24 protein-coding genes, 1 tRNA gene and 2 rRNA genes (1 of these 27 only partly in view) are annotated in these 26539 nt (G+C 65.9%); 13 read left to right on the forward strand and 14 right to left on the reverse strand.

What is annotated here, in order from left to right; genetic code table 11:
• Position 1 precedes the first annotated feature (1 nt).
• Together paaD and hppD are read right to left on the reverse strand one after the other, a co-directional pair.
• A complete protein-coding gene (gene paaD / locus QU596_RS08370) occupies positions 2-427 on the reverse strand; it encodes a 1,2-phenylacetyl-CoA epoxidase subunit PaaD (RefSeq protein ID WP_308514900.1) in 426 nt (141 codons plus the stop codon).
• A 35-nt stretch (positions 428-462) separates the two neighbouring features.
• Positions 463-1551, reverse strand: a complete 1089-nt coding sequence (gene hppD, locus QU596_RS08375) for a 4-hydroxyphenylpyruvate dioxygenase (protein WP_308514902.1) — start codon at positions 1549-1551, stop codon at positions 463-465.
• Between the two features lie 184 nt (positions 1552-1735).
• Here hppD and QU596_RS08380 point away from each other — a divergent pair, with 184 nt between their 5' ends.
• The 4 genes from QU596_RS08380 to QU596_RS08395 all read left to right on the forward strand — a co-directional run bounded on the left by QU596_RS08380 (position 1736) and on the right by QU596_RS08395 (position 3829).
• Positions 1736-1987 carry a 4a-hydroxytetrahydrobiopterin dehydratase gene (locus QU596_RS08380; RefSeq protein ID WP_308514904.1) on the forward strand — a complete coding sequence of 84 codons (252 nt, stop codon included), beginning with the start codon at positions 1736-1738 and terminating at the stop codon, positions 1985-1987.
• 128 nt (positions 1988-2115) lie between these two features.
• The gene (locus QU596_RS08385) at positions 2116-2283 is read left to right on the forward strand and encodes a Flp family type IVb pilin (RefSeq protein ID WP_308514906.1); all 168 of its coding nucleotides are present in this window, start codon (positions 2116-2118) and stop codon (positions 2281-2283) included.
• A gap of 236 nt (positions 2284-2519) precedes the next feature.
• Positions 2520-3290 carry a phenylalanine 4-monooxygenase gene (locus QU596_RS08390; RefSeq protein ID WP_308514908.1) on the forward strand — a complete coding sequence of 257 codons (771 nt, stop codon included), beginning with the start codon at positions 2520-2522 and terminating at the stop codon, positions 3288-3290.
• A gap of 23 nt (positions 3291-3313) precedes the next feature.
• Positions 3314-3829: a flavin reductase family protein gene (locus QU596_RS08395; RefSeq protein WP_308514910.1), complete on the forward strand. Its 516-nt coding sequence runs from the start codon at positions 3314-3316 to the stop codon at positions 3827-3829.
• Here QU596_RS08395 and QU596_RS08400 read toward each other — a convergent pair.
• Complete coding sequence (locus tag QU596_RS08400; protein ID WP_308514911.1) at positions 3826-4782, reverse strand: DUF808 domain-containing protein; 957 nt, start codon at positions 4780-4782, stop codon at positions 3826-3828. The two genes, QU596_RS08395 and QU596_RS08400, sit on opposite strands and share 4 nt — an antisense overlap.
• Before the next feature lie 115 nt (positions 4783-4897).
• Between QU596_RS08400 and serS the strand changes: the two genes are divergently transcribed.
• From serS to QU596_RS08415, 3 genes are read left to right on the forward strand one after another with little or no spacing between them, the layout of a single operon-like run.
• Positions 4898-6157, forward strand: coding sequence for a serine--tRNA ligase (serS, locus tag QU596_RS08405; protein WP_308514913.1), 1260 nt, complete (start codon positions 4898-4900; stop codon positions 6155-6157).
• The gene (locus QU596_RS08410; RefSeq protein WP_308514915.1) at positions 6158-6853 is read left to right on the forward strand and encodes an alpha/beta hydrolase; all 696 of its coding nucleotides are present in this window, start codon (positions 6158-6160) and stop codon (positions 6851-6853) included.
• Positions 6854-6902: 49 nt separating this feature from the next.
• Positions 6903-7667, forward strand: coding sequence for an esterase/lipase family protein (locus QU596_RS08415; protein ID WP_308514916.1), 765 nt, complete (start codon positions 6903-6905; stop codon positions 7665-7667).
• Here QU596_RS08415 and QU596_RS08420 read toward each other — a convergent pair.
• The 3 genes from QU596_RS08420 to QU596_RS08430 form a co-directional block, all read right to left on the reverse strand.
• Complete coding sequence (locus QU596_RS08420; protein WP_308514918.1) at positions 7645-10899, reverse strand: error-prone DNA polymerase; 3255 nt, start codon at positions 10897-10899, stop codon at positions 7645-7647. The genes QU596_RS08415 and QU596_RS08420 overlap by 23 nt on opposite strands.
• Before the next feature lie 151 nt (positions 10900-11050).
• Complete coding sequence (locus tag QU596_RS08425) at positions 11051-12892, reverse strand: DUF6504 family protein (RefSeq protein ID WP_308514920.1); 1842 nt, start codon at positions 12890-12892, stop codon at positions 11051-11053.
• Positions 12813-13517: an ImuA family protein gene (locus tag QU596_RS08430; RefSeq protein ID WP_308514922.1), complete on the reverse strand. Its 705-nt coding sequence runs from the start codon at positions 13515-13517 to the stop codon at positions 12813-12815. Before QU596_RS08430 ends, QU596_RS08425 begins: the two co-directional genes overlap by 80 nt.
• Positions 13518-13694: 177 nt before the next feature.
• Here QU596_RS08430 and QU596_RS08435 point away from each other — a divergent pair, with 177 nt between their 5' ends.
• Positions 13695-14096 carry a DUF2147 domain-containing protein gene (locus QU596_RS08435; protein ID WP_308514924.1) on the forward strand — a complete coding sequence of 134 codons (402 nt, stop codon included), beginning with the start codon at positions 13695-13697 and terminating at the stop codon, positions 14094-14096.
• A 66-nt stretch (positions 14097-14162) separates the two neighbouring features.
• A complete protein-coding gene (locus QU596_RS08440) occupies positions 14163-14549 on the forward strand; it encodes a DUF2147 domain-containing protein (RefSeq protein ID WP_308514926.1) in 387 nt (128 codons plus the stop codon).
• Here the strand turns inward: QU596_RS08440 and hutH are convergent.
• Genes hutH through hutI form a run of 3 tightly spaced genes read right to left on the reverse strand, consistent with a single transcriptional unit; the run spans position 14542 to position 18910 of the window.
• Positions 14542-16050, reverse strand: a complete 1509-nt coding sequence (gene hutH / locus QU596_RS08445) for a histidine ammonia-lyase (RefSeq protein ID WP_308514928.1) — start codon at positions 16048-16050, stop codon at positions 14542-14544. The genes QU596_RS08440 and hutH overlap by 8 nt on opposite strands.
• Positions 16047-17711, reverse strand: a complete 1665-nt coding sequence (gene hutU / locus QU596_RS08450; protein ID WP_308517966.1) for a urocanate hydratase — start codon at positions 17709-17711, stop codon at positions 16047-16049. The genes hutH and hutU overlap by 4 nt, the downstream gene beginning before the upstream one ends.
• A complete protein-coding gene (gene hutI / locus QU596_RS08455) occupies positions 17708-18910 on the reverse strand; it encodes an imidazolonepropionase (RefSeq protein WP_308514930.1) in 1203 nt (400 codons plus the stop codon). Before hutI ends, hutU begins: the two co-directional genes overlap by 4 nt.
• Before the next feature lie 40 nt (positions 18911-18950).
• On the opposite strand from hutI, the gene QU596_RS08460 reads away from it, so the two are divergent.
• Both QU596_RS08460 and QU596_RS08465 read left to right on the forward strand, forming a co-directional pair.
• Positions 18951-19835 carry an arginase family protein gene (locus QU596_RS08460; RefSeq protein WP_308514932.1) on the forward strand — a complete coding sequence of 295 codons (885 nt, stop codon included), beginning with the start codon at positions 18951-18953 and terminating at the stop codon, positions 19833-19835.
• Positions 19832-21334, forward strand: coding sequence for a glycosyltransferase family 87 protein (locus tag QU596_RS08465; RefSeq protein ID WP_308514934.1), 1503 nt, complete (start codon positions 19832-19834; stop codon positions 21332-21334). Before QU596_RS08460 ends, QU596_RS08465 begins: the two co-directional genes overlap by 4 nt.
• On the opposite strand, the gene QU596_RS08470 is transcribed toward QU596_RS08465, so the two are convergent.
• Both QU596_RS08470 and QU596_RS08475 read right to left on the reverse strand, forming a co-directional pair.
• On the reverse strand, positions 21331-21909 hold the full coding sequence (locus QU596_RS08470; protein ID WP_308514936.1) for an alpha-ketoglutarate-dependent dioxygenase AlkB: 579 nt from the start codon (positions 21907-21909) through the stop codon (positions 21331-21333). The two genes, QU596_RS08465 and QU596_RS08470, sit on opposite strands and share 4 nt — an antisense overlap.
• The gene (locus QU596_RS08475) at positions 21906-22928 is read right to left on the reverse strand and encodes an ATP-dependent DNA ligase (protein ID WP_308514938.1); all 1023 of its coding nucleotides are present in this window, start codon (positions 22926-22928) and stop codon (positions 21906-21908) included. The genes QU596_RS08470 and QU596_RS08475 overlap by 4 nt, the downstream gene beginning before the upstream one ends.
• Positions 22929-23019: 91 nt before the next feature.
• Here QU596_RS08475 and QU596_RS08480 point away from each other — a divergent pair, with 91 nt between their 5' ends.
• Together QU596_RS08480 and QU596_RS08485 are read left to right on the forward strand one after the other, a co-directional pair.
• Complete coding sequence (locus QU596_RS08480; RefSeq protein ID WP_308514939.1) at positions 23020-24189, forward strand: M48 family metallopeptidase; 1170 nt, start codon at positions 23020-23022, stop codon at positions 24187-24189.
• 68 nt (positions 24190-24257) lie between these two features.
• Positions 24258-25502 (forward strand): ammonium transporter, encoded by a 1245-nt coding sequence (locus QU596_RS08485; RefSeq protein ID WP_308514940.1) that lies wholly within the window; start codon positions 24258-24260, stop codon positions 25500-25502.
• A gap of 42 nt (positions 25503-25544) precedes the next feature.
• Here the strand turns inward: QU596_RS08485 and QU596_RS08490 are convergent.
• The 3 genes from QU596_RS08490 to QU596_RS08500 all read right to left on the reverse strand — a co-directional run.
• Positions 25545-25621 (reverse strand) — tRNA-Met (locus QU596_RS08490).
• Between the two features lie 104 nt (positions 25622-25725).
• Positions 25726-25840 (reverse strand): 5S ribosomal RNA (gene rrf / locus QU596_RS08495).
• 109 nt (positions 25841-25949) lie between these two features.
• Positions 25950-26539: ribosomal RNA gene (locus QU596_RS08500) — 23S ribosomal RNA — on the reverse strand (it continues 2203 nt past the right edge of the window).

Consider the following 26539-nt stretch of genomic DNA (forward strand, 5'->3'; position numbering starts at 1 on the left):
CCTAATGGCATTTGAAGCGTTCGAACGGTTCCAGGCAGGCGCTGCAGCGCCATTGCGCCTTGCACGGTGTCGCGCCGAAGCGGCTGATCTCCGCCGTGTCGGAGGAGCCGCACTGCGGGCATTCGGCTGTCGCTGACGGGCTTGGCGGCGCAATGCCATAAGCCTGAAGTCGTTGGCGGCCGCGTTCGGTAATCCAATCGGTCGACCAGGGCGGGAACAGCACCCGCTCGATGTGAACATCCCGGAAGCCGGCCGCGTCGAGTGCCTCGCGAACCGACGTCTCGATCGCAATCGTGGCCGGACAGCCGGTGTAGGTCGGACTGATGAGCACCCGCGGTGGATCCAAGGCCAGGCCGCGGACGATGCCGAGGTCCATGATCGACAGGACCGGGATCTCGGGATCGGGCACCGTCTCGAGCACGGCCATGATGGCCGCTTCATCGATGGCGGCGACCGCAGCCGTCAGAGGACTCCGCGGCGGACCTGGTCGAGCTCGATGCTTTCGAACAGCGCCTTGAAATTGCCCTCGCCGAAGCCCTCGTTGCCCTTGCGCTCGATGATTTCGAAGAAGATCGGGCCGATCACGTTCTGGGTGAAGATCTGCAGCAGGAGCCCCTGCCCTTCGGTCGGCGCGCCGTCCATCAGGATGCGGCGTTTTTCGAGCTCGGAGATGCTTTCCTCATGGCCTTTGATCCGCTCCGGCAGCAGCTCGTAATAGGTGTCAGGCGTGTCCTGGAACGGAATGCCGCGACCCCGGATGATGTCGACCGCGTCGTAGATGTTCGAGGTGCCGAGCGCGATGTGCTGGATCCCCTCGCCTTTATACTCGCGGAGGAACTCCTCGATCTGGCTCTTGTCGTCCTGGCTTTCGTTGAGCGGGATGCGGATCTTGCCGCACGGGCTCGTCATCGCCTTCGAGAACAGGCCAGTCTGCTTACCCTCGATGTCGAAATAGCGGATTTCGCGGAAGTTGAAGAGCTTTTCATAGAAGTCGGCCCAGACGCTCATCCGCCCGCGATTCACGTTGTGCGTCAGGTGGTCGATGTAGGTGAGCTTCGAATCGGCCTCCGCCATCCGCTTCTGCCAGTCGGGATGGAAGTCGAAGTCGGTTTCGTAGATCGAGCCATTCGAGCCATATTGGTCGACGAAGAACAGGCGCGAGCCGCCGATGCCCTCGATCGCCGGGATGTCGAGCTCGCCGTCGCCCTTCGCCACTTGCACGCCGGTCGCGCCTAGGTCGAGCGCGCGTGCATGCGCGGCCTTGGCGTCCTTGACCCGGAAGGCCATCGCGCAGGCGCTGGGCCCGTGATCGCGGGCGTAATCTTCGGCATAGGAACCGGGCTCGGCATTGATGATGAAGTTGCAGTCGGCCTGCTTGTGCAGCGTGACGTTCTTGCTCTTGTGCCGCGCGACCTCGGGGAAGCCCATTTTGGTGAACAGCGAGCGCAGCAGCTCAATGTCCGGCGCGGTATATTCGACGAACTCGAAGCCGTCGGTGCCCATCGGGTTTTCGAGGCCCAACGGCCCTTTTTCGGCAAGTTGCGTCGCCATTTGTCTCTCCTTCGCGGCCCAACTGCGCTCCGGGGCGCTTCATTTCAAGGAGGCGGACGCGACTAAGGTCACTAAGTTCACGCCGAGCAGCAGCTTTACCGTGAACTTAGGAGGTCCGGCACCCTGCCTGCAGTGGCGGTGCCAAGGTATAGCGCACCCATCCGCGATAGGACAGGAGAAGAGGATGGACGTGCCCACGGGTTGGAACATCGAAGCCGGCGGCAAGGCATTGATCCGCAGCTTCACGTTCAAGAATTTCAGCGAAGCTTTCGGCGTGCTGACGCGGATCGCAATGCATGCGGAAAAGGTCGATCATCATCCGGAGTTCACCAGCGTGTGGAACCGCATCGATTTCCGGCTCACGAGCCATGATGCCGGTGGCGTGACCGAACGCGACGCGCGGCTTGCCGAGGCCATTAACCGGATCGCCGGATAAGGCTGAGTTTCGCAGCGCGGATGCACGGGGCTTAACCAACCGCGGCAAGCATTTGGCAGGGGCGGCAACCGGACAATGGTGCGGCCGGCGGGTGGAAGCGCGGGCGTGTCACCCGGGGGGAATGGCCCATGCGCAAGATCGCCAGACTGCTGCACTGCGAAAGCGGGGCCAATGCGATCGAATTCGCACTCGTCGCCTGCCTGATCGCGATCGCGGCCTACGCCGCCTTCATCCAGCTTGGAAACAAGGTCGACGGAATGTTCAACAACGTGTCGAACCAACTGCCTTCGAGCTGAGCGCCCATCATCAACTCAGCCATTGATCGTTCATGACGGCAATGGAATAAGGACCGTGATGACCTGTTCGTCAGCCTCCATTGTCTTGCTCCGCGCCGCCACGGCTGCGCCGGTGAGCTATTATTATATTCGGGAGGCTGGAACGGACTGACGCGCCCGCGACAGTTTCGACTGCCTCCACCCGCCCAGCACCCGCTCGGCGGGTTTTTTATTGTCTCGAACCCAAGGATTTAGCGATGCTGCAGGAAAAGATCAGAAGCGCCGCCCCGAGCAAGGATTGGGCGAGCTACGTCGTCCCGCAACGCTGGGACGAGTTTACGGCGGAGAATCATGCGGTCTGGGACCTGCTGTTCGCGCGGCAGGTTGAGTTGCTGGGCAGCCGCGTCGTCTCGCCGTTCCTCGACGGCATTGACCTCCTGCGACTGTCGCATCCGGGCGTGCCGGACGTCGAGGGACTGAACGCAATACTGGAGCCGAGGACCGGCTGGCGCACGGTCGCCGTGCCGGGCCTGGTTCCCGATGACATCTTCTTCGCCATGCTGTCCGAGCGCGTGTTCCCGGTCGGAAATTTCATTCGGACTCGCGAGCAGCTCGACTATCTGGAGGCACCGGACTGTTTCCACGACATGTTCGGCCACATCCCGATGCTGGCGCACCACGACTTCGCGGAGATGACGCGACGCATTGGTGAACTGGGTTCAGCAGCGATCGCAGCCGGCGAGGGCGAGCGGGAGGCGCGGCTATACTGGCACAGCGTTGAGTTCGGTCTGGCGCGCGAGGCCGGTGACCTGAAGATCCTCGGCGCCGGACTGGCATCGAGCTTTGGCGAGGCGCACTTCAGCCTTGAAAGCGAAACCGTCGAGCGGCTGCCGTTCACGATCGAGCGCGCGGTGCACACGCCGTACAAGCACGATGCATTTCAGCCGCGCTACCTGGTCTCGTCGGCCCTCGGCACCACGATCGAGGCTGTGCTTGAGCTGACGCCGGAGAGGCTGCTGGCGCTCTGAAGGCAGGGCGCTATAGCCGCGTCATGGCCGACAAGGCGACCAGTGGCGAGTACCGCAGCGGGCACGACCCGCGGACCCTGCGCGATGCCCTGGGCTGCTTCGCGACCGGCGTGACGGTGGTGACATGCGTCGACACCGACGGCCAGCCGGCCGGGCTCACGGTCAACAGCTTTACCTCGGTGTCGCTCGACCCGCCATTGCTGCTGGTATGCCTGGCCAAGCGCGCGGCGAGCGCCGAGGCGCTGGTCGGCGCCTCGCATTTCGCCGTGAACGTGCTGCAGACGGGGCAGCAGCCGGCATCGATCCGCTTTTCCACGCGCGATCAGGACCGGTTCGGCGCGACGCCCTGGTCGACCGGCGAGGCAGGCGCGCCGATCCTGAAAGATTCAATGGGCGTCTTCGAATGCGCACGCCATGCCGTGCATGACGGCGGCGATCATCACATCCTGATTGGCCAAGTGGTGAAGGCGACCTTCGACGCGAAGCTCGATCCCTTGCTGTATTTCCGTGGCAGCTATCGCCGGCTGCACTTCGATTAATCGGTGATCAGTTCCTCCGGCCGCTTGGTGAAGCGGCGGACGATGACGGCGATTATGGCGCCGACGATGAGGCCGACGACGGCCCCGCCCAGCGCATTCACCACCCAATTCACGATACCGGACAGCGGCCCTGTCGCGTCGCCGGCGGCATGGGCGATGTCATGGATCGTGTGGGGGACCAGGGGCAGGACGTTCAGCTCTTCCAGGCCGTGGACGAGGATTCCGCCGCCGACCCACAGCATCGCCGCGGTGCCGATGGTCGACAGGCCGGACAGGATCGACGGGACGACGCGCACCAGCATGCAGCCGAAGGCCCGGGCGCTCCGGTTGTCGCGTTCCGCAAGGTGGAGGCCGATGTCGTCGAGCTTCACGATCAGCGCGACGGCGCCATAGACGCCGGCGGTGATCGCGATCGCCACCACAATCAGCGCGATGGCGGTGGTCAGTAGGGTCAGATGCTCGAGGCTGGCGAGCGCGATGGCCATGATCTCGGCCGACAGAATGAAGTCGGTGCGGATGGCGCCCTTAACCTGCATCTTCTCGAGCTCGACGGGATCGCCCATCGCATCGACCAGCTGCTCCTCATGCTCATGCTCGTGGAGCAGCCTTTCGAGGATCTTCTCGGTCGCTTCGAAGGCCAGATAGGAACCGCCGATCATCAGCAGGGGCGTCGTCAGGAAGGGCGCAAAGGCGGTCAGGAGCAGCGCCGCGGGCAGCAGGAACAGCAGCTTGTTGCGGATCGAGCCCCACGCGATCTTGCCGATGATCGGCAGCTCGCGTTCCGGCGACAGGCCGGTCACGTAGCGGGGAGTCACTGCGGTATCGTCGATTACCACTCCGGCCGCCTTGGTCCCCGCCTTGCCGGCCGCGCCCGCGACATCGTCGAGCGACGAGGCGGCGAGCTTGGCGATGGTAGCGACGTCGTCGAGCAGGGCGATAAGACCGGAGGGCATGGGCGCGGCTTAGCCGTCATTGCGAGGAGCGCAAGCGACGCGGCAATCCAAGCGCAGCCCCTGGATTGCTTCGCTGCGCTCGCAAAGACGGAACTGTTTCGCTAACGCCGCGCGCATGCTGGGATTGGATTTCGTCAAGGCGAACCGCGAGGCGGTCGAGCAGGCCATTCGCGACAAGGGGGTCGATGTCGACCTGGACCAGGTGCTGAGCCTGGACGGTGAAGTGCGCGCGGCGAAGACCGAGATCGACCGGCTGCGGGCCGAGCGCAACGCGGTGAGCGCGCGCTTCAAGGACGCATCGCCGGAGGAAAAGGCGGAGCTTGGGCGGCAGGCAAAGGAAGCCGGGGCACGGGCTTCGGAACTGGAAGCCGAGTCCGCCGGCAAGGACGCCGAGTTGAAGACGCTGCTGATGAAGCTGCCGGGCATTCCCTACGCCGGGGCGCCGGTCGGGCCGGACGAGAGCTTCAACCAGGTCATCCGCACGGAAGGGGCGGTTCCGCAGTTCGATTTCGAGCCGCTCGACCACGTCGCGCTGATCGAGAAGAATGGCTGGGGCGACCTCAGCCGGGTGACGCAAGTTTCGGGGAGCCGGACCTATTGCCTGAAAGGTGGCCTCGCGCTGCTCGAGACCAAGCTGATGGGCTGGGCGCTCGACAAGATCGCGCAGGCGGGGTTCACGCCGATTACGGTGCCAGCGATCGCGCGCGAGCAGGCTTTCCTCAACCAGGGGCAGTTTCCGGGTCACCGCGAAGAGACGTACGAGCTGCCGAACGACGATCTGTGGCTGGCGGGGACGGCGGAGGTCGTGCTGACCTCGCTGCACGCGGGCGAGATCGTCGAGGCGGACAAGCTGCCGATCCTCTATGCCGGCTATTCCCCCTGCTTCCGCCGCGAGGCGGGCAGCGCGGGCAAGGACGTGCGCGGGTTGCTGCGCGTCCACCAGTTCGTGAAGGTCGAGCAATACGTCGTGTGCGAGGCGGACGACGCGCAGTCGGCCGAGTGGCATGCGAAGCTGCTGGACCTCGCCGAGAGCCTGCTGCGCGATCTCGAGATTCCGTATCAGGTGATCGAGACGTCGACCGGCGACATGGGCCTCGGCAAATATCGCATGAACGACATCGAAAGCTGGGTGCCGAGCCTGGGCAAGTATCGCGAGACGCACAGCTGCTCGACCCTTCACGACTGGCAGGCGCGGCGGGCGAACATCCGTTACCGCGGCGCCGACGGGAAGGTGCGGTTCGCGCACACGCTGAACAATACCGCGCTGGCGAGTCCGCGCATCCTGGTGCCTTTGTTGGAGAACCACCAGACGGCCGACGGGCGGGTGAAGTTGCCGGCAGCAATGCAGGAACTGATGGGCCGCGAGTATCTGTAGGTGACGTGGGAGGGCGACGACGCGCTGCCGCCGCTGCGATTGCGGCTGGGCGAAGCGGCGTCGCTGCTGCCGCGAATGTGGCGGACGTTCGGGCCGACCGGGCCGCTGGGGCCGAAGGATGGTTCGCCGGCGTTGGTCATTCCGGGGTTCATTGCGCACGACCGGACGACCGGGGCGCTGCGTCAGTCCTTGGCGGAAGCCGGATGGCGGGTTCACGGTTGGGCGCGCGGTATCAACCTGGGCGCGCGGGCCGACACGGTCGATCAGCTGAAGACACGGCTTGACGAGATTGCTGAGGACAGGCCGGTGCTGCTCGTCGGATGGAGTCTGGGCGGCCTGTTCGCGCGCGAGCTGGCGCGAGCGGTTCCAGAGCGGGTGCGCGCGGTGGTGACGCTCGGCTCACCCTTTTCCGGCGATCCCAAGCAGAATCATGTGTGGCGGCTGTATGAACGGGTGGCTGGGCACAAGGTGGACGATCCGCCGCTGCCGCGCGTGACCGGCAAGCCACCGGTGCCCCATCTCGCCTTGTGGTCGCGGAAGGACGGGCTGATTGCGCCACGCGCGGCACGCGGGCTGGATCATGAACGCGACGAAGAAGTCGAGCTCAGCTGCACCCACATGGGCTTCGGCGTGTCGCGCCGGGCGACGCGTGAGGTGGTGCGCGAAATCGACAAGTTCCTGAAAAGACACAGCTAGATTCTGCGCCGTTCTTGTTTCGGTCGTGGAATGGCATCATCTTGACGGCATGAAGTGGCCGCGAACAGCAGTGGCCGGGGCGACCGGCGGGATCCATCCAGATGACCTTGCGCCGCCCGGCTGGCACCGCTGGCGCGAGATGGCCTGGCATTTGCCGCGAGTGCTGGCAGGCCTGGGGCCGATCGGTCCGCGCGGGCCGGAGGAAGGACCGCCGGCGCTGGTCATCCCCGGCTTCCTCGCCAATGACCGGACGACCATGGACATCCGCCGCGCGCTGGCGAGAGCAGGCTGGCGCGTGCATCCGTGGGGGCTGGGCTTCAATCGCGGCGCGAAGCAGGACACGCTGGAACTTCTGCGGCGACGGCTGGAAGACATTTACGATGGACGGCCGGTGCTGTTGATCGGCTGGAGCCTTGGCGGGATGTTCGCCCGCGAGCTGGCGCATACGGATCCGGACAAGGTCCGCGCGGTGGTAACCTTGTGCTCGCCCTTTTCCGGGGACCTCAAGAGCAACACCAACGTGCGCGAGCTGTACGAGCGTGTGGCCGGGCACGATGTCAACGAGCCGCCGTTCCCACGCGGCGAGGGCAAGCCGCCGGTACCGACTTTGGCTTTCTGGTCGCGACGGGATGGGATCGTCGCCCCGAACGCCGCGCGCGGACAGGACCATGAAATCGACCGCGCGGTGGAGATCGACACTTATCATGTCGGGGCGGTGCTGTGGCGACCGGCGTTGGGCCGCATCGTGCGCGAGATCGAAGGTTTTCTGACCGATTTCGAGAAGCGCGCGCTCAGTGGAAGTTCCGCGACTTAATCGGGATCTCGCAGCCTTCAGCAGCGACCTCGGTGAAGGGCGGGATGTAGACGTCGCGCGGCCGCACCAGCTTGGGTGCGCGCGGATCGGGCGTGCCGCCGCTGGTCGCCCCGTCGGCGGGCATGACCCGGTGCGGAAACTCCATTTCACCGATCGAGCTCAGCATCGGCGACGCGTCCTCGATATGCTGCGTAATGATGTGAATGACCTCGCCTTCGCGCTGCATGATTCCATGCACCTTGAGCATGGTCGCCGACATGATGATGCGGCGGTATTTTTCGAACAGATTGGCCCAGACGATGATGTTGGCGATGCCGCCTTCATCCTCGATGGTGATGAAGGTGACGTTGGTCGAGCCCGGCCGCTGCCGGACGAGGACGATGCCGGCGACGGTGACCCGCCGACCGTCCTTGATCGATGGCAAGCGCCCGCAGGGTGTAACCTTCATGGCGTCCAGGTGCCCGCGCAAGAACTTCAGCGGGTGGGCACGGAGCGATAGCTGGATCGAGCGATAGTCTTCGACCACCTGGCGGCCATCGCTCATCGGCGTGAGGGCGACGGCAGGTTCGCGCCCCTCCTCTCGCGCGTCAGCGGCGGCGAACAAAGGCAGCGGCGTTTCGCCGAGCGCCTTCACGCGCCACAGGGCCTGGCGGCGGTCAAGCCCTAGTGAAGCGAAGCCGTCGGCATCGGCGATACGCTCCAGCGCGGCGACCGGCACACCCGAGCGCTTCCACACGTCCTCGATGGTCTCGAACGGTCCGCCGGCGCGCGCGGCGACGATGCGGGCGCCGTGGATGTTGGCGAGACCCTTCACCATGCGCAGCCCGAGCCGAAGCGCGCGATAGCGGCCCGCCTGTTCCTCGACCGTCGTATCCCAACGGCTGCCGTTGATGCAGACCGGCCGGATTTCGACGTCATGGTCGCGCGCGTCGCGGACGATCTGGGCGGGGGCGTAGAAGCCCATCGGCTGCGCGTTGAGCAATGCCGCGCAGAAGATGTCGGGATGGTGGCACTTCATCCAGCATGAAGCGTAGGCGATCTTGGCGAAGCTCGCCGCGTGGCTTTCGGGAAAGCCGTAGCTGCCGAAGCCTTCGATCTGCTTGAAGGTGCGTTCGGCGAAGTCGCGCGGATAGCCGCGTGAAACCATGCCTTCGACCAGCTTTTCGTAGAAGCGGCTGACTCCGCCGGTGAACTTGAAGGTCGCCATGGAGCGGCGCAGCGCATCGGCTTCGGCCGGCGTGAAGCCAGCGCCGACGATGGCGACCTTCATCGCCTGTTCCTGGAACAAGGGCACGCCGAGGGTTCGCCTGAGCACCGCTTCGAGCTCGGGACGTGGATACTCCGGTTTCTCCTTGCCTTCGCGGCGACGGAGGTATGGGTGGACCATGTCGCCCTGGATCGGGCCGGGGCGGACGATCGCGACTTCGATGACGAGGTCGTAGAATTCCTTGGGCTTCATGCGCGGCAGCATGCTCATCTGCGCGCGGCTTTCGATCTGGAACACGCCGAGCGTGTCGGCGCGCTGGATCATCGCGAACACTTCCGGATCGTCGTCCTGAAGGTCGGTCATGGTGAGCCGCAACCCCTTGTGCTCGTCAAGCAGGTCAAAAGCGCGGCGCATGCAGCCGAGCATGCCGAGGCCGAGCACGTCGACCTTCATGAACTTCAGTTCCTCGATGTCGTCCTTTTCCCATTCGATTACCTGGCGGTCGTCCATTGCCGCGGGTTCGATGGGAACAAGGTCGTCGAGCCGGTCGCGGGTGAGGACGAAGCCGCCCGGATGCTGGCTCATGTGCCGCGGCGTACCGATCAGCTGCCGCGCGAGATCGAGGGTGAGCGCGAGGCGGGGCTCGGTGGCGTCGAGATGGAGTTCATCGACGTGTTTCTGCTGGACGCCTTCATTGGACCAGCCCCACACCGAGCCGGCGAGGCCGGCGGTGACGTCTTCGGGAAGGCCGAGCGCCTTGCCGACCTCGCGGATGGCCCCGCGCGCGCGATAACGGCTGACGACGGCGGTCAGTGCCGCGTGGCGGCGGCCATAGGTTTCATAGATCCACTGGATCACTTCCTCGCGCCGCTCATGTTCGAAATCGACGTCGATGTCCGGCGGCTCGTCGCGCGCGTCGGAAATGAAGCGCTCGAACAACAGCTCATGCTTGATCGGATCGATGGAGGTGACGCCGAGCACGAAACAGATGATCGAATTGGCCGCCGATCCACGCCCCTGGCAAAGGATGCCCTGGCTGCGCGCGAAGGCGACGATCGAGTTCACGGTCAGGAAGTAAGGTGCGTAGCCGCGTCTGCCGACCAGCTCGAGCTCATGTTCGAGAAGCTTGGTGTAATTCTCCGGAACGCCGTCGGGAAATCGCTCAACGAGCGCGGCGCGGGTCATCTGCTCGAGTGCCTGCTGCGGCGAGCGGCCGGACATGACGATTTCGTCGGGATATTGGTAGCTCAACTCGCGGAGCGAAAAGGCGCAGCGATCGGCGATATCGCGGGTGGCGCGGACCGCGTCCGGGTAGCCCGCGAACAGCCGTTCCATTTCCGCCACGCTCTTCAGGTGGCGGTCGGCAAAGCGTTCGCGCTTGAACCCCAGCTCGTCGACGGTGCATTTATTGCGGATCGCCGTGACGACATCCTGAAGCAGGCGCTTGCCCGGCGCGTCGTAGAGGACATCGCCGGTGGCGAGGCTACGAACGCCGAAGCCTTTGGCAAGCGCTTCGAGGTCGTGCAGGCGCCGGGCGTCGCCAGGGCGCCGGCGCAGGCTAAGCGCAAGGTGGGCGCGCTTGCCGAAGATGTCGGCCATCTGCGCGAGTTGGGTTTCCGTGACTGCGTCCGCCTTGTCCGGCACAAGCGCTGCGACGAGGCCTTCGGACCAGCCAGCTACATCCTCCCAATAGAGGTGGCACTGGCCCTTTTCCCCCTTGCGCGGATCGGCCCGGCTTTTGCCGATGGTGAGCAGCCGGGTCATCCGGGACCAGGCGGCGCGGTCTTCAGGCCACACAAGGACGGAAGCGCCCTCCTGCAGATCGAGCCGGCAGCCGATGATGGGGCGGATGCCGGTCTGGTCGCCGGCGATGGTCGCGCGGACGAGGCCGGCGACAGAGTTGCGGTCGGTAAAGCCGAGCTCGCGATAGCCGAGCATCGCGGCGGCCGAACACAGTTCCTCGCACGATGAGACGCCGCGCAGGAAGCTGAAGTGGCTGGTGGCGTTCAGTTCGACGTAGGTCATGAACCCAACCGTTCGGGCTGAGCCTGTCGAAGCCCTGCCTTTCTTTTGAGATGCGAGAAAAGAAAGCAGCCCTTCGACAAGCTCAGGGCGAACGAATGTCTGGGAGACATCCGAGAGCGCGAGCTCAGGGCGAACGGATGAGCTAAGGCCATCATCCGAACAGCCCGTGCATCCACCAGCTGAGGTCGCCGGTCCTGGGATCGATGCCGTCGCCGCGGCGGAAGAGCCAGAAGCGGGCGCCGCCTTCGTCCTCGACCTGGAAGTAGTCGCGGACGGCATCGGCCTCGCCCGTGCGGCGCCACCATTCGCCGAAGATCCGTTCGGGCCCGTCGGCCTTGCGTACGCGATAGGTCTTGCCGCGCCAGGAAAAGCGCAGTGGCGGCTGGTCGGGTAGCTCGGCCAGGACTTTGTCGACCCGCTCGGGCCGCGCGAGCATTCGCACCGGCCGCGGCCAGTCGCGCGGCCAAGGCGTGCAGGAATCGAGCGCGCCGACCCGGGAAACGCTGCGTTCGGGAACGTCGCTTTCCTGCGCACTGCAACGGAAGACGTGCGCCGCGCCGATGCGGCTGGCGATGCGGTCGACGAGCGGCGGCAGGTCGACATCGTCTTCACTGCCGATCTGTTGCGGGGCGAGCGGCTGGCAGCGGGTGGCAACGAGGTGCATCGCCTCGATCCCGAAGCCCGGCTCGATCGTGTCGATCTTCCGCCGCAGAAGCTCGGCAATATGGGCGGCATCGCGGCTGCCGCTCGACATGCCGACCGGAATGCGTTGCTCATCGCCGTCAACACGATCGCAGACGAGCAGGATGGCCCGTGCGCCTAGGCCAAGTTGACCGAGCTGGCGCGTCAGCATCGACGCGAGATCGCCTGCGACCTGCGCGATCGCCTCGGCGGTACTGATCGGCTCCAGCAGGCGCAGGGTGGCACTTGGCGGTTCCTGCGGGACAACGGGATCGAACGGCTCACCAACGCGGCCTGTGGCCTGGTCGATGCGGGTCAGCGTGTCCCGGCCGAAGCGGCGCCCGAGCGGGCCGCGCGGCATGGCGATAAGCTCGGCGACCGAGGCGATGCCAAAGCGGCGGGCAGCGCTGAGCGCGGCTTCACTGAGGCGCAGCGCCGACGGCGGGAATGGCGCGATCGCGTCGGCTTCTGTCCCGTTGGAGCAAATGGCGATCGGCTGCGGCGAGAAACGCGCCAGTGCGTGGGCTGCACCGGTCGTCCCGGCAATGCCGATGCGGGCGGTAAAACCGAGGCGCGCGCAAAAGCGCAGGATGCGTGCGCCCATTTGCCGCTCACCGCCGAATAGATGCGCGACACCGCTGAGGTCCAGCCACAGACCGTCGCTGCCCGAGACTGCCGCATGCGGGGTCCAGCGCCGAGCGGCGAATAACGCGAGGCGGGTGAGGAACGCGGCGTCGCCCTGTGGATCGGCGTCGCGAAGGTCGAGGTCGGGGACGAGCATGCGCGCGTGGGTGGCGGCCATGCCTGGGGTGAGACCAAGCGCCGCAGCTTCGACAGAGACTGCGGCGAGCGTGATGCGCTGGCCGGTGCGATGCGTGGTTGCTAGCGGCGCGTCAGCACCCGTGCCTGAAGGTACGGCAGACACGCGCTTCTCGCCCGAGAACTGCAAGGACTTCACCGCTTCGCTGCGTCTTCCCAGCATGCGCATCGGCGGTCGCTGGTGCGCGGGGAGCGCGTCGATTTCCGCCTGACGCGCTTCGCGGCTCGCCCAGCGTGCGCCGGGGCGCCAGCCGCCGCCACGCGGGCAGGAGCAATCTTCGATGCGCACACCTTCACGGGCGAGACCCACGTCCTGATCCAGCCGCTCCCGCAACTGGATCAGTTGTTGTCGTTCCTTGGTGTTCTCCGGGATTCGCGCGGTCGGCACCCAAACAGCGGGGGCGGGGGCTGCCTCAGGCTGCGACGCGGATTCGTTCCGGCGCAACCGTTCGATGCCGAGCGCCGGAAAGTGGAGCGAGGCGACCCGCTTCATCACTTCCCTCCATGAGCCAATGGTGGGTGGGACCGCCCCGCTGACGCACCAGTTCGACCGTCCAGCGAGGCCGTGCGATGCCGCTGACCGGAAGCACCTGCGACGGGGAACAGCCGATCCGCCAGCGCGTGGCGGCTGCTGAAGGTGCGGCCAGCGGGTCCGCGGCGTTTCGCCAGCGCCTGAGCAACAACGCCGTGGTATGGCTCTCCTCCGCTGCGAGCTGCAGCCTTCGCGCGGCGGTCATGCCGACGCGGCTGACCTCCGCCACCACGACACAAATGCCTTTGTGGCGGACCCCCTCCTCGGCAACAGCCAGCGCATCCTCATCCTTCCGGCATTCGGCGTAGATCAGGCGCTCTGGCGGGAGGCCGGCCTGCGCGAGCGCCGGGGCGAATAGATCATGGCGCGTCAGCACCCATAGAACCTGCCCGTTTAGCCGGGCGGCAATGCCGGCAACGAACAGGGTTGCGGCGGCATCGTCGCCGAGACCCGCGCTTGCGCCTGCGGCTTCGTGCAATGCACCCCGCGCGAGGCCGCCTCCAGCGAGCCGTTCATCAATGGCGGGGACGTCGAACGGCAGATGGCTGTCCGCACTCGGCGAAACCACGGATTCGATCGCCCGCACTTGCGCACGGAGAGCATCGAGCAAGGGATCGGCAGCAGATGGCACAGCGACTCACGACTCTTTTGTTCTCTTTATGTTCCTATTTTCTCTACCGCAGAGTCAATGCGCCGAATCCATGCCGCGCTATTTTCATCCAGCGGCCACTGCGCCGTAAGCTATCACCCCCGATGCAGCGACATGGCCATCTCCACCCTCCTTGGCGCACTGCTCACGGTCGCCGCATCGCAATCGCCGATTGAAGGGCGCTGGAAGAACCCAATCGGCAGCGCGATCATCGCCATCGAGCCATGCGGCGACCAGTTGTGCGGCAAGGTCGTCTGGGCCTCGGCTCGCGGGGAGCGCGAAGTCGCCCGGAACACGCGTCAGATCGTTGGCACGACCGTCCTGACGGGCCTGCGTCGGAACGGCAGCGAGTGGACCGGTTCGCTCTACATTCCCGATGACGATATCCACGTCACCGCCCATCTGCAGCCGCTCGGGCGAGGCCAATTAAAGCTGAAGGGATGCGGATTGATGGGCCTGATTTGCCGGACCCAGCTGTGGACGCGATACGAGGGAAACCTGCCCTCCCACCCATGACCCGGTTCATCGCCGCGCAAGCTGAGCGTGCGATTTTCGCCACAAATTCAACCTAGATAACGTGGCATGAAAGCGATTCTGACCAAAGCCAGCCTCGTTCTGCTCGCACTCGCCGTGCCCGCGGGCGCGACCGCGCAGACGCTCGAAGGCAAATGGGCGAACCCCAAGCGGAGCGTCATCGTGCGCGTCGACAAATGCGGCAGCGCCTGGTGCGGCAACGTCAGCTGGGCGAGCGAGCACAACCGAGAAAAAGGCATGACGCCGGGCACCCGCGTGCTGAGCAACCTGCGCCCGGTCGGCGACGGCATCTACAAAGGCAGCGCCTTCGATCCGAAGCGCGACATGGGCGGGTCCGCGACGGTCCGGCAGGTAGGGCCCGACGTGATGGTGGTGAAGGGCTGCGCGCTACTGAACCTCGTCTGCAAGGAGCAGCGCTGGACCCGCGTCAGCTAAGCGCGACGCCCTCTGCGCCAATGGTGCCCGCCAGCACCGCCGCCTGAAGCGCGGCCATTTCATCCGCCCAATAGCGGTCGGCGGTGAATTCGGGCGAGTGGGCGCGGACCGTGGCGTGAATTTCGGCCAATTTCGGCGAGGTCTTAAGCGGCGCGTGGTAATCCAGACCCTCCGCCGCGGCCATCAATTCGACGGCGATGACGCCTGCCGCGTTGCGGGCGATCTGCTGCGCCTTGCGGGCGGCGATGGGCGCCATGGAGACATGGTCCTCCTGCCCCGCTGAAGTGGGGATGGAGTCAACGCTGGCGGGGAAAGCGAGGCTCTTGTTCTCGCTAACCAGCGCCGCGGCGGTGACCTGCGGGATCATCAGCCCGGAATTGACGCCCGAATCGCGGGTCAGGAAGGCGGGGAGGCCGCTCATCTTCGGGTCGACGAGGACGCTGATGCGCCGCTCGGCGATCGAGCCAACCTCACATAGGGCCATGGCGATGGTGTCGGCGGCGAAGGCGACGGGCTGCGCATGGAAATTGCCGCCGGAAATGACGCAATCCTCATCGTCACAGAAGAGGATCGGGTTGTCGGTGACCGCCGCAGCCTCAATCGTCAGCGTGCGCGCGGCATTCTGCAGCAAGTCGAGCGCGGCGCCCATGACCTGCGGCTGACAGCGGAAGCTGTAGGGGTCCTGTACCCGGTCGCACGCGACGTGGCTGGTCAGGATTTCGCTGCGATCGAGGAGATGGCGAATGGCACCGGCGACGGCGATCTGGCCCGGCTGGCCGCGCAGTTCCGAAATGCGCGGATCGAACGGCTTCACGCTGCCCTTCAGCGCGTCGACCGACATGGCGCCGGACGCGACGGCGGCAGCAAACACGCGTTCCCCATGGAACAGGGCGTCGAGCGCCAGCGCGGTGCTGGCCTGGGTGCCGTTGATGAGCGCGAGGCCTTCCTTCGGACCAAGCTGCAGGGGCTCGAGACCCAGCCGTTCCAGCGCCGCAGCCGAGCCGACAATCTCTCCCGCGCAATCGATGCGGCCGTAGCCCATCAAAGCCGCGACGAGGTGCGCGAGCGGCGCTAGGTCGCCCGACGCGCCGACGCTCCCCTGCGACGGGATGACCGGCATTGCATTGGCGTCGAGCAGCCGCTGGAGCGCCGCGATGACCTCGTGGCGGACCCCGGAGTAGCCGCGGCCGAGGCCGAGCAGCTTGAGGATGATCATCAGCCTGACAACGTGGCGCGGAAGCGGTTCGCCGAGCCCGGCGCTGTGCGACAGGATGAGGTTGGTCTGCAGTTCCGCGAGGCGATCCGCCGGGATGCGGGTGTTGGCGAGCAGGCCGAAGCCGGTGTTGATGCCGTAGACCGTCTCACCGCCGGCGACGATGCGCTCGACCGACGCCGCGGCGGCCGCGATCCGCGACATCGATGCATCGTCGAGACTGCCTTCGGCGCCGGCCCACAGCTGGCGGAGCGTATCCAGCGAAATGTCGCGCGGATCGAGCTTCATGCGTCCACCATCGGCAGGTCGAGACCCTGCTCTCGCGCGCAGCCGATTGCGATCTGATACCCTGCGTCGGCGTGACGCATGACGCCGGTGCCGGGGTCGTTCCACAGCACGCGCTCCAGCCGCCGAGCCGCATCGTCGGTGCCGTCGGCGACGATCACCATCCCTGAATGCTGCGAATAGCCCATGCCGACGCCGCCGCCGTGGTGGAGTGAGACCCAGGTCGCGCCGCTGGCGGTGTTGAGCAAGGCGTTGAGCAGCGGCCAGTCGCTGACGACGTCGCTGCCGTCCTGCATGCTCTCCGTCTCGCGGTTGGGCGAGGCGACGCTGCCGCTGTCGAGGTGATCGCGGCCGATGACGATCGGCGCCGACACTTCGCCGTTGCGGACCATCTCATTGAACGCGAGGCCGAGGCGGTGTCGCTGGCCCAGCCCAACCCAGCAGATGCGCGCGGGCAAGCCCTGAAAGGCGATGCGCTCGCGTGCCATGTCGAGCCAGCGATGGAGATGCGGGTCGTCGGGGATCAGCTCCTTCACTCGCTGGTCGGTGCGGTAGACGTCCTCCGGATCGCCACTCAGCGCCGCCCAGCGGAACGGACCGATGCCGCGGCAGAACAGCGGACGGACGTAGGCCGGGACGAAGCCGGGGAAGTCGAAGGCGTGGGTGACGCCCATGTCGAGCGCTTCCTGGCGGATGTTGTTACCGTAATCGAAGGTCGGCACGCCCATTTCGCGGTACGAGAGCATCGCCTCCACGTGCCGCGCCATCGAAATTCGCGCGGCCTCGGCGACGGCGGCGGGATCGCGTTCCCGCATTTCCTGCCATTTCGCGACGCTCCAGCCCATCGGGCAATAGCCATTGGCGGGATCGTGCGCGCTGGTCTGGTCGGTCAGAGCGTCCGGCCGGATGCCCCGCGCGAGCATTTCCGGCAGGATCTCGGCCGCGTTGCCGAGCAAGCCGACGCTCACCGGCTCCGAGGCCTTGGCGATGATGTCCAGCGCTTCGTCGATGCTAGTGGCGCGATGGTCGAGGTAGCGGGTCGCGAGGCGCTTCTCGATCGAGCTTTCCTGCACCTCGATCGCGATGCAGTGCGCGCCGGCCATCACCGCCGCGAGCGGCTGCGCGCCACCCATGCCGCCGAGGCCCGCGGTCAGGATCCACTTGCCCTTGAGGTCGCCGCCATAATGCTGGCGACCCATCTCGGCGAAGGTCTCGTAAGTTCCTTGGACGATGCCCTGCGTGCCGATGTAGATCCAGCTGCCGGCGGTCATCTGGCCGTACATCATGAGCCCGGCGCGATCGAGCTCGTTGAACTTCTCCCAGGTTGCCCATTTGGGCACCAGGTTGGAATTGGCGATCAGCACGCGCGGCGCGTCGGCGTGCGTCCGGAAAACGCCGACCGGCTTGCCGGACTGGACGAGCAGGGTCTGGTCCTGTTCCAGCCGCTCCAGCGTCTCGACGATTTTGTCGAAACAGGCCCAGTTGCGCGCGGCTCGGCCGATGCCGCCATAAACCACGAGGCTCTGCGGATCCTCGGCAACCTCGTCGTCGAGGTTATTCATCAGCATCCGCACCGCGGCTTCGGTCGTCCAGTGCTTCGCCTTGAGCTCGCTGCCGCGGCGGGCGCGGATGTGGCGGCTGTTGTCGCGTCGATCGGATTTCAGCTGTCGGCTCCATTGTAGATACGGCGGGCAGGTCCCGGCAGCCCGATCCAGTAGCCAAGCTCAGCGAGGCTTTCGACCTCCCACACGCAAAGGTCAGCCTGTTTGCCTGCGGCGATACTGCCGATGTTGTGCGCGAGGCCCAGCGCGCGGGCGGCGTTGATGGTCATGCCCGCGATCGCTTCCTCCGGCGTCAGGCCGAACAGGGTGCAGGCCATATTGATCGCCAAGGTCGGCGACAGCAGCGGCGAGGTGCCGGGATTGCAGTCAGTCGCGACCGCCATCGGCACCTGATGCTTGCGCAACAGATCAACGGGCGGCTTGCGCTGCTCCTGCAGTGCATAGAAGGCGCCGGGCAGAAGGACGGCTACCGTTCCCGCTGCGGCCATCGCCTTGGCCCCGGTCTGGTCGAGATGTTCGAGATGGTCTGCGGAAAGGGCGCGATAACGCGCGGCGAGCTCGGCGCCGCGCTGGTTCGACAATTGCTCGGCGTGGAGGCGGACGGGAAGGCCATGGTGGGCCGCCGCCTTGAATAGGCGTTCCACCTCCTCAGGTGTGAAGGCCATGCCTTCGCAAAAGGCATCGACGCTGGTGGCGATGCCCTGTTCGGCGGCCGCCGGAATGAGCTTGTCGACGATTTCGCTGACGTAATGCGCGCGGCGGTCGCGCTGGTCCGGTGGCAGCGCGTGCAGGGCAAGCAGGGTCGGAACGACGCTAACGGCCTCACCCTCGCCGAGCTGTGCCGCGAGCCGAAGCAGGCGGAGTTCGCTGTCGGTGTCGAGGCCGTAGCCGGACTTGACCTCGATGGTCGTGCAGCCACCGCGCATAAGCGCGCGCAGCCGCCGCCGGCTCTGCCCCAGTAGCTGCTCGTCGGATGCCGCGGCAGTTCGCTTGACTGTCGAGGCAATGCCTCCGCCCGCGGCGGCAATCTCCTCATAGCTCGCGCCGGCGCGGCGCATGGCGTGCTCGTCCGCCCGCGTGCCGCCGAAGACTAGGTGCGTATGACAATCGATCAGGCCTGGGGTGACCCAAGCGCCGCCGAGCGCCACGACTTCCCTGGCGCGGAACCCGGCGAGTTCGGTGCGCTTGCCGACGCGAACGATCTTGCCGTCGGCAATGCCGATCGCGCCATTCTCGACGATCCCGAGGCCCCCGCCCTCGAACGTCGCGATCCTGCAATCGACGAGCAGCCGGTCCCACATGGTTTTGGCTTTAGGCGAGCGGGCTTGCTACGGTCCAGCCATGGCAGGCTGGCCAAACCTTTCGGACCTGATCGTCGGCATCGAAACCAAGGCGCCCGTCGGACTGGTCGGCGCGCCGCTGGCCGCGGGATCGGTCACCGCCGGCCAGTGCGATCTGGCGCCAGCCATGCTGCGTCAAACGCTGCGGCGGATCGGGCGATACGACGTCGAGACTCAGCAGGAACTCGACAGCGACATCGCCGACCGCGGCGACGTCGAGATCGCGGGGTTGTCGATCGAGGAAGCGACCCCACTGATCGCCAAGGCGGTGCGCTACAGCGTCTCGCTCCACGAGCTGACGCTGCTCGTCGGCGGCAATAATGCGGTGACGCGCCCAGGCGTGCATGGCCTGGGCATGTCGCTCGACAAGGTGGGGCTGATCACGCTCGACGCCCATTTCGACATGCGGGAAACGCGCGAGGGCCTGAGCAACGGCAATCCCGTCCGGGCGCTGATCGAGGATGGCCTGCCGGGTCGCAACATCGCGCAGATCGGGCTGGCGAGCTTCGCCAACAGCCGGAAAATGCACGACGACGCGCTGGCGGCGGGCAATCTGGTCGTGACGGTGGAGGAAGTCCGGCGCCACGCGATCCGTCCGGTGGTCGAGCGCGCGCTGAAGCATGTCGCGCATTGTGACGCGCTGTTCGTCGACTGTGACATCGACGTGATCGACCGCTCGCAGTTTCCGGGAGCGCCGGGCGCGCGGCCGGGCGGAATGGCCGCCCACGATTTCTTCGCGGCGGTCCGGCGTCTGGCCGCCGACCCGCGGGTGCGGGTGATCGACCTCACCGAATGGGATCCGCCGCTGGACCAGACCGACCTTAGTGCGCTGACGGCCGCACGCTGGGTCGCGGAGTGCCTGGCGGGGTTCGAGCAACGGCCATGAGACAGGCGATCAGGTCTGCGCAGAATGCCGCGCCGTTCGCCCTGCTGTTCGCCATCTTCGCTGCGTCTGCCCTGCTCGCGCAAATCAATCACGATGAGAGCCAGTATGTTGCCGCGTCGTGGCTGGCGCGGTCAGGGCTCCCCTATCGCGATTTCGCCTATTTGCAGACGCCGCTGCAGCCGCTGCTCTTCGCTCCGCTTGCCTGGCTGGCCGAGGAGCGGCTGTTGCTTGTCGAGCGGCTCGTCAATGCTGCGCTGATGACGGCAGGTGTCTGGTTTGCCTGGCAGGCCATGCGGGCGGCATCCATCACGCGGCGCAGCGCCACGATTGCCACGCTGGCGATGATCTCCACGGCGCCGCTAATCTACGTCGCGAGCGTGGCGCGTAATGATGCGCTGCCGTTCGCCTGTTTCGCGGCCGCGCTGTGGCAATTGCTATCACCGCCGAGCCGGTTGCGGACCATGCTCATCGGGCTGCTGCTGGGCGCGGCCGCCGCCGCCAAGATCAGCTATGCGCTGCCCGCTGCCGCCGTGCTTGGTCTGGCCATCGGGGGGCCGGCGGATGTTCGTCGCCGTCTTTCCCTGGGGGCGCTGGTGACCGGCTTCGCGCCGCCTGTCATCCTCGTCGCCGCGCTGGCGATGCTGGCCCCGGGCGCCTTCCTGTTTGAGGTCTTTCGCTATGCCGTCGATGCGCCCCGGCAATGGTATGTGGAAACGGGTCAGGCGCACCGGCTGACGTTGGCGGGCCGGAGCGCGGACTTCCTGCGCTACGGACTCGACGGGACGGCGCTTATTGCCTTGGCTTGCGTCGGCGTTGGTGCTGGCGCCCTGGGCTTCACCCGCCTGGTCGGACCGCGGCGCGTAATCCTTATTGCGATGCTGGGCGCGGGGCTGCTCGCCGCGTTCCTGCCGACACCGATGCAGCGGCAATATTGGCTGCCGGCGATCCCGCCAATTTTCATCGCGCTCGGCTACGTGCTGGATAAGCTCGGTACGCAGCGGCCGTGCACGGCGCTGCTGCCCGTCTTCGCCATCGTCGGATGGGCGCCGACCGTGCAAGCAGCGGCTTCAGATTGGCGCGCGCGCGAACTGCCAATCTTCGCCGATGCGCGGGATGCGACCTCGATGGATGCGCTCATCGATGCGGCCCGACCAACGGGCCCGATCGCTACGCTGCGGCCCGAGTTGTTCACCGACACCGACCGGGCGCTCGACCCGCGCTTTGCCGCTGGCCCGTTCCTCTACCGGTCGGAGCGGCTGACCGATCTTCACGAGGCGCGCGCGTGGAACCTGCTGGACCAGGACGACGCCGCGTGGCTGCAGCAGTCGCCGCCGGGCGCGTTCGTGTTCGATTCGCCGTCGTCATTGAGCAGCGGGGATGTCGCCCTGGAGCGCCGCCTGGAGAAAGCCGCGGCCGCCGCAGGTTTCGTCAGGGTCGCGGATCGCGGGCAGTTGTCGCTTTGGCTGCGGCACCCGACACGGGCTCGACCGGCGAACTAGGCCGCGGCCACCCGCCGGCCTTTGGCGGACAATGTGCGGAAAGTCACCGAGAAGCGCAGCTGTTCGCCGGGCGCGATGCTATGCTCCCAATCGTACCGCGCCTCACCCGACAGCAGATAGGCGGAGCTGGGCTCGACCTCGAGGCGCACGCGCCTGAAGCTGGCCGCTGCCCGCTGACGGAAGCGAAGAACCGCATCGGACGCGAAAGAGAAACCGACCACCTTGTCGAACACGTCGCGGTCGCGGTGCCAGCCGATTCCGGCGCCGGGATCGTAACGCGCGACGAGCGCGTGAACGAAGTCCTCGGGCGCGCATTCCGCAATGTCGGCGGCGCAATCCCGCAGCGGCTGAAGCCAATCGGGAATAGGCTCGGTGCGCGCGAAGCTCGCGTCGTCGAAATCGTACCGCCAGCCGAAGCTGTGCGTCTTGCGGTTGCCGAGCCATCCCTGGAAGCGGAACGGGGTCACGTCGAGTTCGGATAAATGGCGCAGTAGGGCTTCCTGCTCCGCACCGCTGACGGCATCAGCACGATAGCTGAGGCCCTCGATCAGCGGGGTGTCGAACAGCATGCTCATGCGCCGAAGATCGCCTTGAGGTCGGACGGGCGCAGCGCCGGCGCCAGCTGTTCGAACGTGCACTGGCGCGGCGCCTTGTCGGGCCGCCAGCGGACGAGGCCGGTGCCGTGGCGGAAACGGCGGGCGGTGACCTGGTCGTAGCGCACCTCTACCACGAGCTCGGGCTTCAGCGGCTGCCATTCGGCGGAGCGCGCATTTGCCCAGCGGCTTGGCCCGCCCGGCGCGTTGCCAGTGAAGCCCGGCGCCTCGACGAGCTTCTCAAGCTTCTTGGTCAGCGCGGGGCGCTCCTCGGCGGCAATCGCCGACGTGAAGCCGACGTGATGCAGGAGGCCGTCGTCGTCATAAAGGCCGAGCAGCAGCGATCCGACGACCTTCTGCTTCTCGGCATAGCGAAAGCCGCCGACGACGCAGTCCGCGGTGCGCTGCTGCTTCACCTTGATCATCGCCCGCTCACCCGCGCGGTAGGGCAGGTCCGCCCGCTTCGCGATGACGCCATCGAGCGCGCCGCCGCTCCGTTCCAGCCAGCGGATGGCCTCGGTCCGGTCGCAGGTCATCGGCGACAGATTCAGGCCGGGCGCAGCATTCTGGCTCATGAACGTCTCGAGACGATCGCGGCGTTCGGACTGCGGCAGGTCCATCATCGACTTGCCGTCGAGGTCGAGCAGATCGAACACCATCAGCTCGGCTGGCGTTTTCACCGACAGCTTGCGGATGCGGCTTTCCGCCGGATGCAGGCGCATCTGCAGCGCCTCGAAGGAAAGCTCGTCGCCGCGAGGGATGATCAGCTCCCCGTCAATCAGGAAGCGCTTGGCCCTGATTTTCCGAAGCAGCGCTTCGACTTCGGGGAAATAGCGCCCGAGCGGCTTGCCCGACTTCGAGGTCAGCGTAACCTCGTCGCGATCGCGCTGCGCGAGGCAGCGGAAGCCGTCCCACTTGGGCTCATACTGCCATCCCGCGCCGTCGGGCAGCGCAGTCGCGAGCAGGGCTTCCATCGGCGCAGGAACAGTCTTGCCAGTCACTCGCAGACAATCGCCGGCGGCTCGCAGTCGTTCCCGTTGCGCGAGCGCCCACGGCTGTTACGCTGCCGGTACATTTGGGGAGGCATTTCGAATGGCATTCGATCCGAACGCGGCCACCGCTCGATATATCGACAGTCTTGGACCGGCGGCGCTGCAAAAGGCGCACGATTATACCGTCGGCAAGGAATGGATGTTGCTGTGGGGCCTGCTGGTCAGTGCCCTCGTCACCTGGCTGATCGTCCGCTCCGGCGTCCTCGATCGGCTGGAGGAGCGTATTGCGCCGCGGCGCAAGAACCTCCGCGCGTTCCTGGTGACTTTGGTGTTCGTCATCATCTCGGCGGTCATCGAACTGCCGTGGACGCTCTACGCCAGTTATTTCCGCGAAAAGGGTTACGGCCGCACGGCCCAGCCGCTCGGCGATTTCCTCGGCCAGGCGACAATCATGCTCGGGATAAGCGCGCTGCTCACCGCGCTGTTCATGCTCGGCGTTTACGCCTTGATCCGCCGCACCGGACGCAGCTGGTGGCTGTGGTCGGGCGGGCTCGCCGCGGCTGGGATGGCCTTCATCCTGCTCCTGTCTCCGATCCTCATCGAGCCTTTGTTCAACAAGTACGAACCGGTGCCGCCCGGCAAGGTTCGGGACGCCGTCGTGGAGATGGCCGGCCGCGCAGGCGTGCCGCCGGAACGCGTCTTCATGTTCAATGGATCGCGGCAGTCGAACAACTTCACGGCCAATGCCGGTGGCGTCGGGAGTACGGCGCGCGTGGCGATTTCCGACGTGGCACTGAAGAATGCCTCGCTCGATGAGGTGCGCGCGGTCACGGGTCACGAGATCGGCCACTACGTATTGAAACACACGTGGTGGGGAATCCTGTTCTTCTCCGTGCTCGCCGTCATCCTGTTCTGGCTGGCCGACCGCCTGTTCCCGCGGATCGCGCGGGCGTTTGGCAGCAATGCGTCGATCGCGGACCCGCGCGGCGTGCCGATCATCTTCTTCCTCGTCTCGCTGTTCGGACTGCTGGCAGCGCCGTTGCTCAACACGTTCAGCCGGACGCTGGAGACCGACGCGGACAATTATTCGCTGCGAACCGAAAACCGGCCCGACGCACTGTCGACGGCGCTCGTGAAGACGGCAGAGTATCGCTACCCACGGCCGGGCAAACTGGAAGAGATCTTGTTCTACGACCACCCCTCGGTCGAGGCGCGCGTCCGCAGCGCGATGGAATGGAAGGCGAAACATCCGGAGCCGCCCACACCGTAGGTGAAGCTTTCACGTAGCCGGACGCTGCGCCGCCATTAGCTTGTGCGGTGCAGCAAGGGGGCGCGTGGATGGCGGGGCAGCTCACGATCGACAGCGGCGACACGGCGTGGATGCTGGTGTCGACCGCACTGGTGATGCTGATGCTGCTCCCCGGACTCGCGCTGTTCTACGGTGGCCTGGTGCGGGCGAAGAACCTGCTCAGCGTGATGAGCCAGGCGCTGGGTATCACCGCGGTCGCGATCCTGACTTGGGTGCTGTGGAATTACAGTCTCGCCTTCAGCGCGGGTAGCTGGTTCGTGGGCGGCATTTCGAAGGCCGGGCTCGCCGGGATTGGCGCGGATACGGCATGGGCCGTCGGCACGGATGGCAAGGCCGTCCCGGAATTGGTCTTCGCGGCATTCCAGATGACGTTTGCCGCGATCACGGCGGCGCTAGTCATCGGCGCGCTGGTCGAGCGGGTGCGGTTCGCGGCGATCATGGCCTTTGCGACACTTTGGCTGACGGTCGTTTATGCGCCGCTCGCGCACATGGTGTGGGCCAGCGAGGGCCTGCTGTTCAAGTTCGGCGCGATCGACTTCGCCGGCGGGACCGTCGTGCACATCAACTCCGGCGTTGCGGGGCTGATCGGCGTAGCCTTTGCAGGTCCCCGGCTCGGACATCTGAAAGAGGCGATGCCGCCGCATTCGCTTGCGCTGACCATGGTCGGCGCCGGGCTGCTGTGGGTCGGCTGGTTCGGGTTCAATGCAGGGTCGGCGCTCGAAGCGAATGGCCTCGCAGCCGTCGCGATGGTCAATACGATGGTCGCGCCAGCGGCGGGGTTGCTCGCCTGGATGGGCGCCGAGCGATTTGTGTCAGGCAAGCCGTCGATGCTCGGCGGCGCGTCGGGCGCCGTGGCGGGCTTAGTGGCCATTACGCCAGCAGCCGGGATCAGCGGGCCTGTCGGCGCGATCGTGCTCGGCAGTGCAGCCAGCCTTGTGTGCTACGGGTTCGTCGGTTCGCTCAAGAACCGGCTGCGGTTTGACGACAGCCTCGATGTGTTCGGAATCCACGGGCTGGGCGGGATTGTCGGCTCGATGGGGACCGCCTTCGTCGCGCTGCCGATGCTCGGCGGACATGGCGCGGCAGATTATTCGCTTGGTTGGCAACTGGCGCGGCAGCTTGGCGCGGTCGCAGTGGCGATAATATGGTCGGCCGCCGGATCCGCGGCGTGCTTCGCGATCGTAAAAGCGATCATGCCACTGCGGCATGAGCGCGATGCAGAACGTGAGGGCCTCGACATCGCGGATCACGGCGAGCGGGCGTACAACTACTGATCGCGAACAAAGAAAAAGCCCGCTCGAAGGCGGGCTTGTGGTTGGTTGCGGGGGCAGGATTTGAACCTGCGACCTTCAGGTTATGAGCCTGACGAGCTACCGGGCTGCTCCACCCCGCGCCAACATCGCGGACCGAGGTCCGCAAAAAACAAAAGCCGCCGCTCGGCATGCCGGCAGCGGCTTTTAAACATTGCAAATGGGCTCGACTAACGCCGCCAGCAAAGCCTGGCGACGACCTACTCTTCCACTGCTTAAGCAGTAGTACCATCGGCGCTGTCCGGTTTCACGGCCGAGTTCGGGATGGGATCGGGTGGGTCACGGACGCTATGGCCACCAAGCTATGGTGACGGCGCAAGTCGAATTCTAGAAATCGTGCAACTTTATTCCTGAGCGTATCTAGCTGAGATCTTCGATCACGCCAGCAAGGCTGACGATGATGGTGGGACTCTCAAGCGCGAAATGAGTAATTAGGACCGGTTAGCTCCACGCATTACTGCGCTTCCACACCCGGCCTATCAACGTGGTGGTCTTCCACGACTCTAAGATACCTTATCTCGAGGGAGGCTTCCCGCTTAGATGCTTTCAGCGGTTATCCCGTCCGTACATAGCTACCCTGCTGCGCGGCTGGCGCCACGACAGGTCCACCAGAGGTACGTTCAACCCGGTCCTCTCGTACTAGGGTCAACTCCTCTCAAGTATCGACGCCCACGGCAGATAGGGACCAAACTGTCTCGCGACGTTCTGAACCCAGCTCACGTACCACTTTAATTGGCGAACAGCCAAACCCTTGGGACCTGCTCCAGCCCCAGGATGTGATGAGCCGACATCGAGGTGCCAAACAACCCCGTCGATATGAGCTCTTGGGGGTTATCAGCCTGTTATCCCCGGCGTACCTTTTATCCGTTGAGCGATGGCCCTTCCACGAGGGACCACCGGATCACTATGACCGACTTTCGTCTCTGCTCGACTTGTCAGTCTCGCAGTCAGGCGGGCTTATGCCATTGCACTCTAACAGACGGTTTCCAACCGTCCTGAGC

Source organism: Sphingomonas flavescens (assembly GCF_030866745.1).
GTDB classification, from domain to species: domain Bacteria; phylum Pseudomonadota; class Alphaproteobacteria; order Sphingomonadales; family Sphingomonadaceae; genus Sphingomicrobium; species Sphingomicrobium flavescens.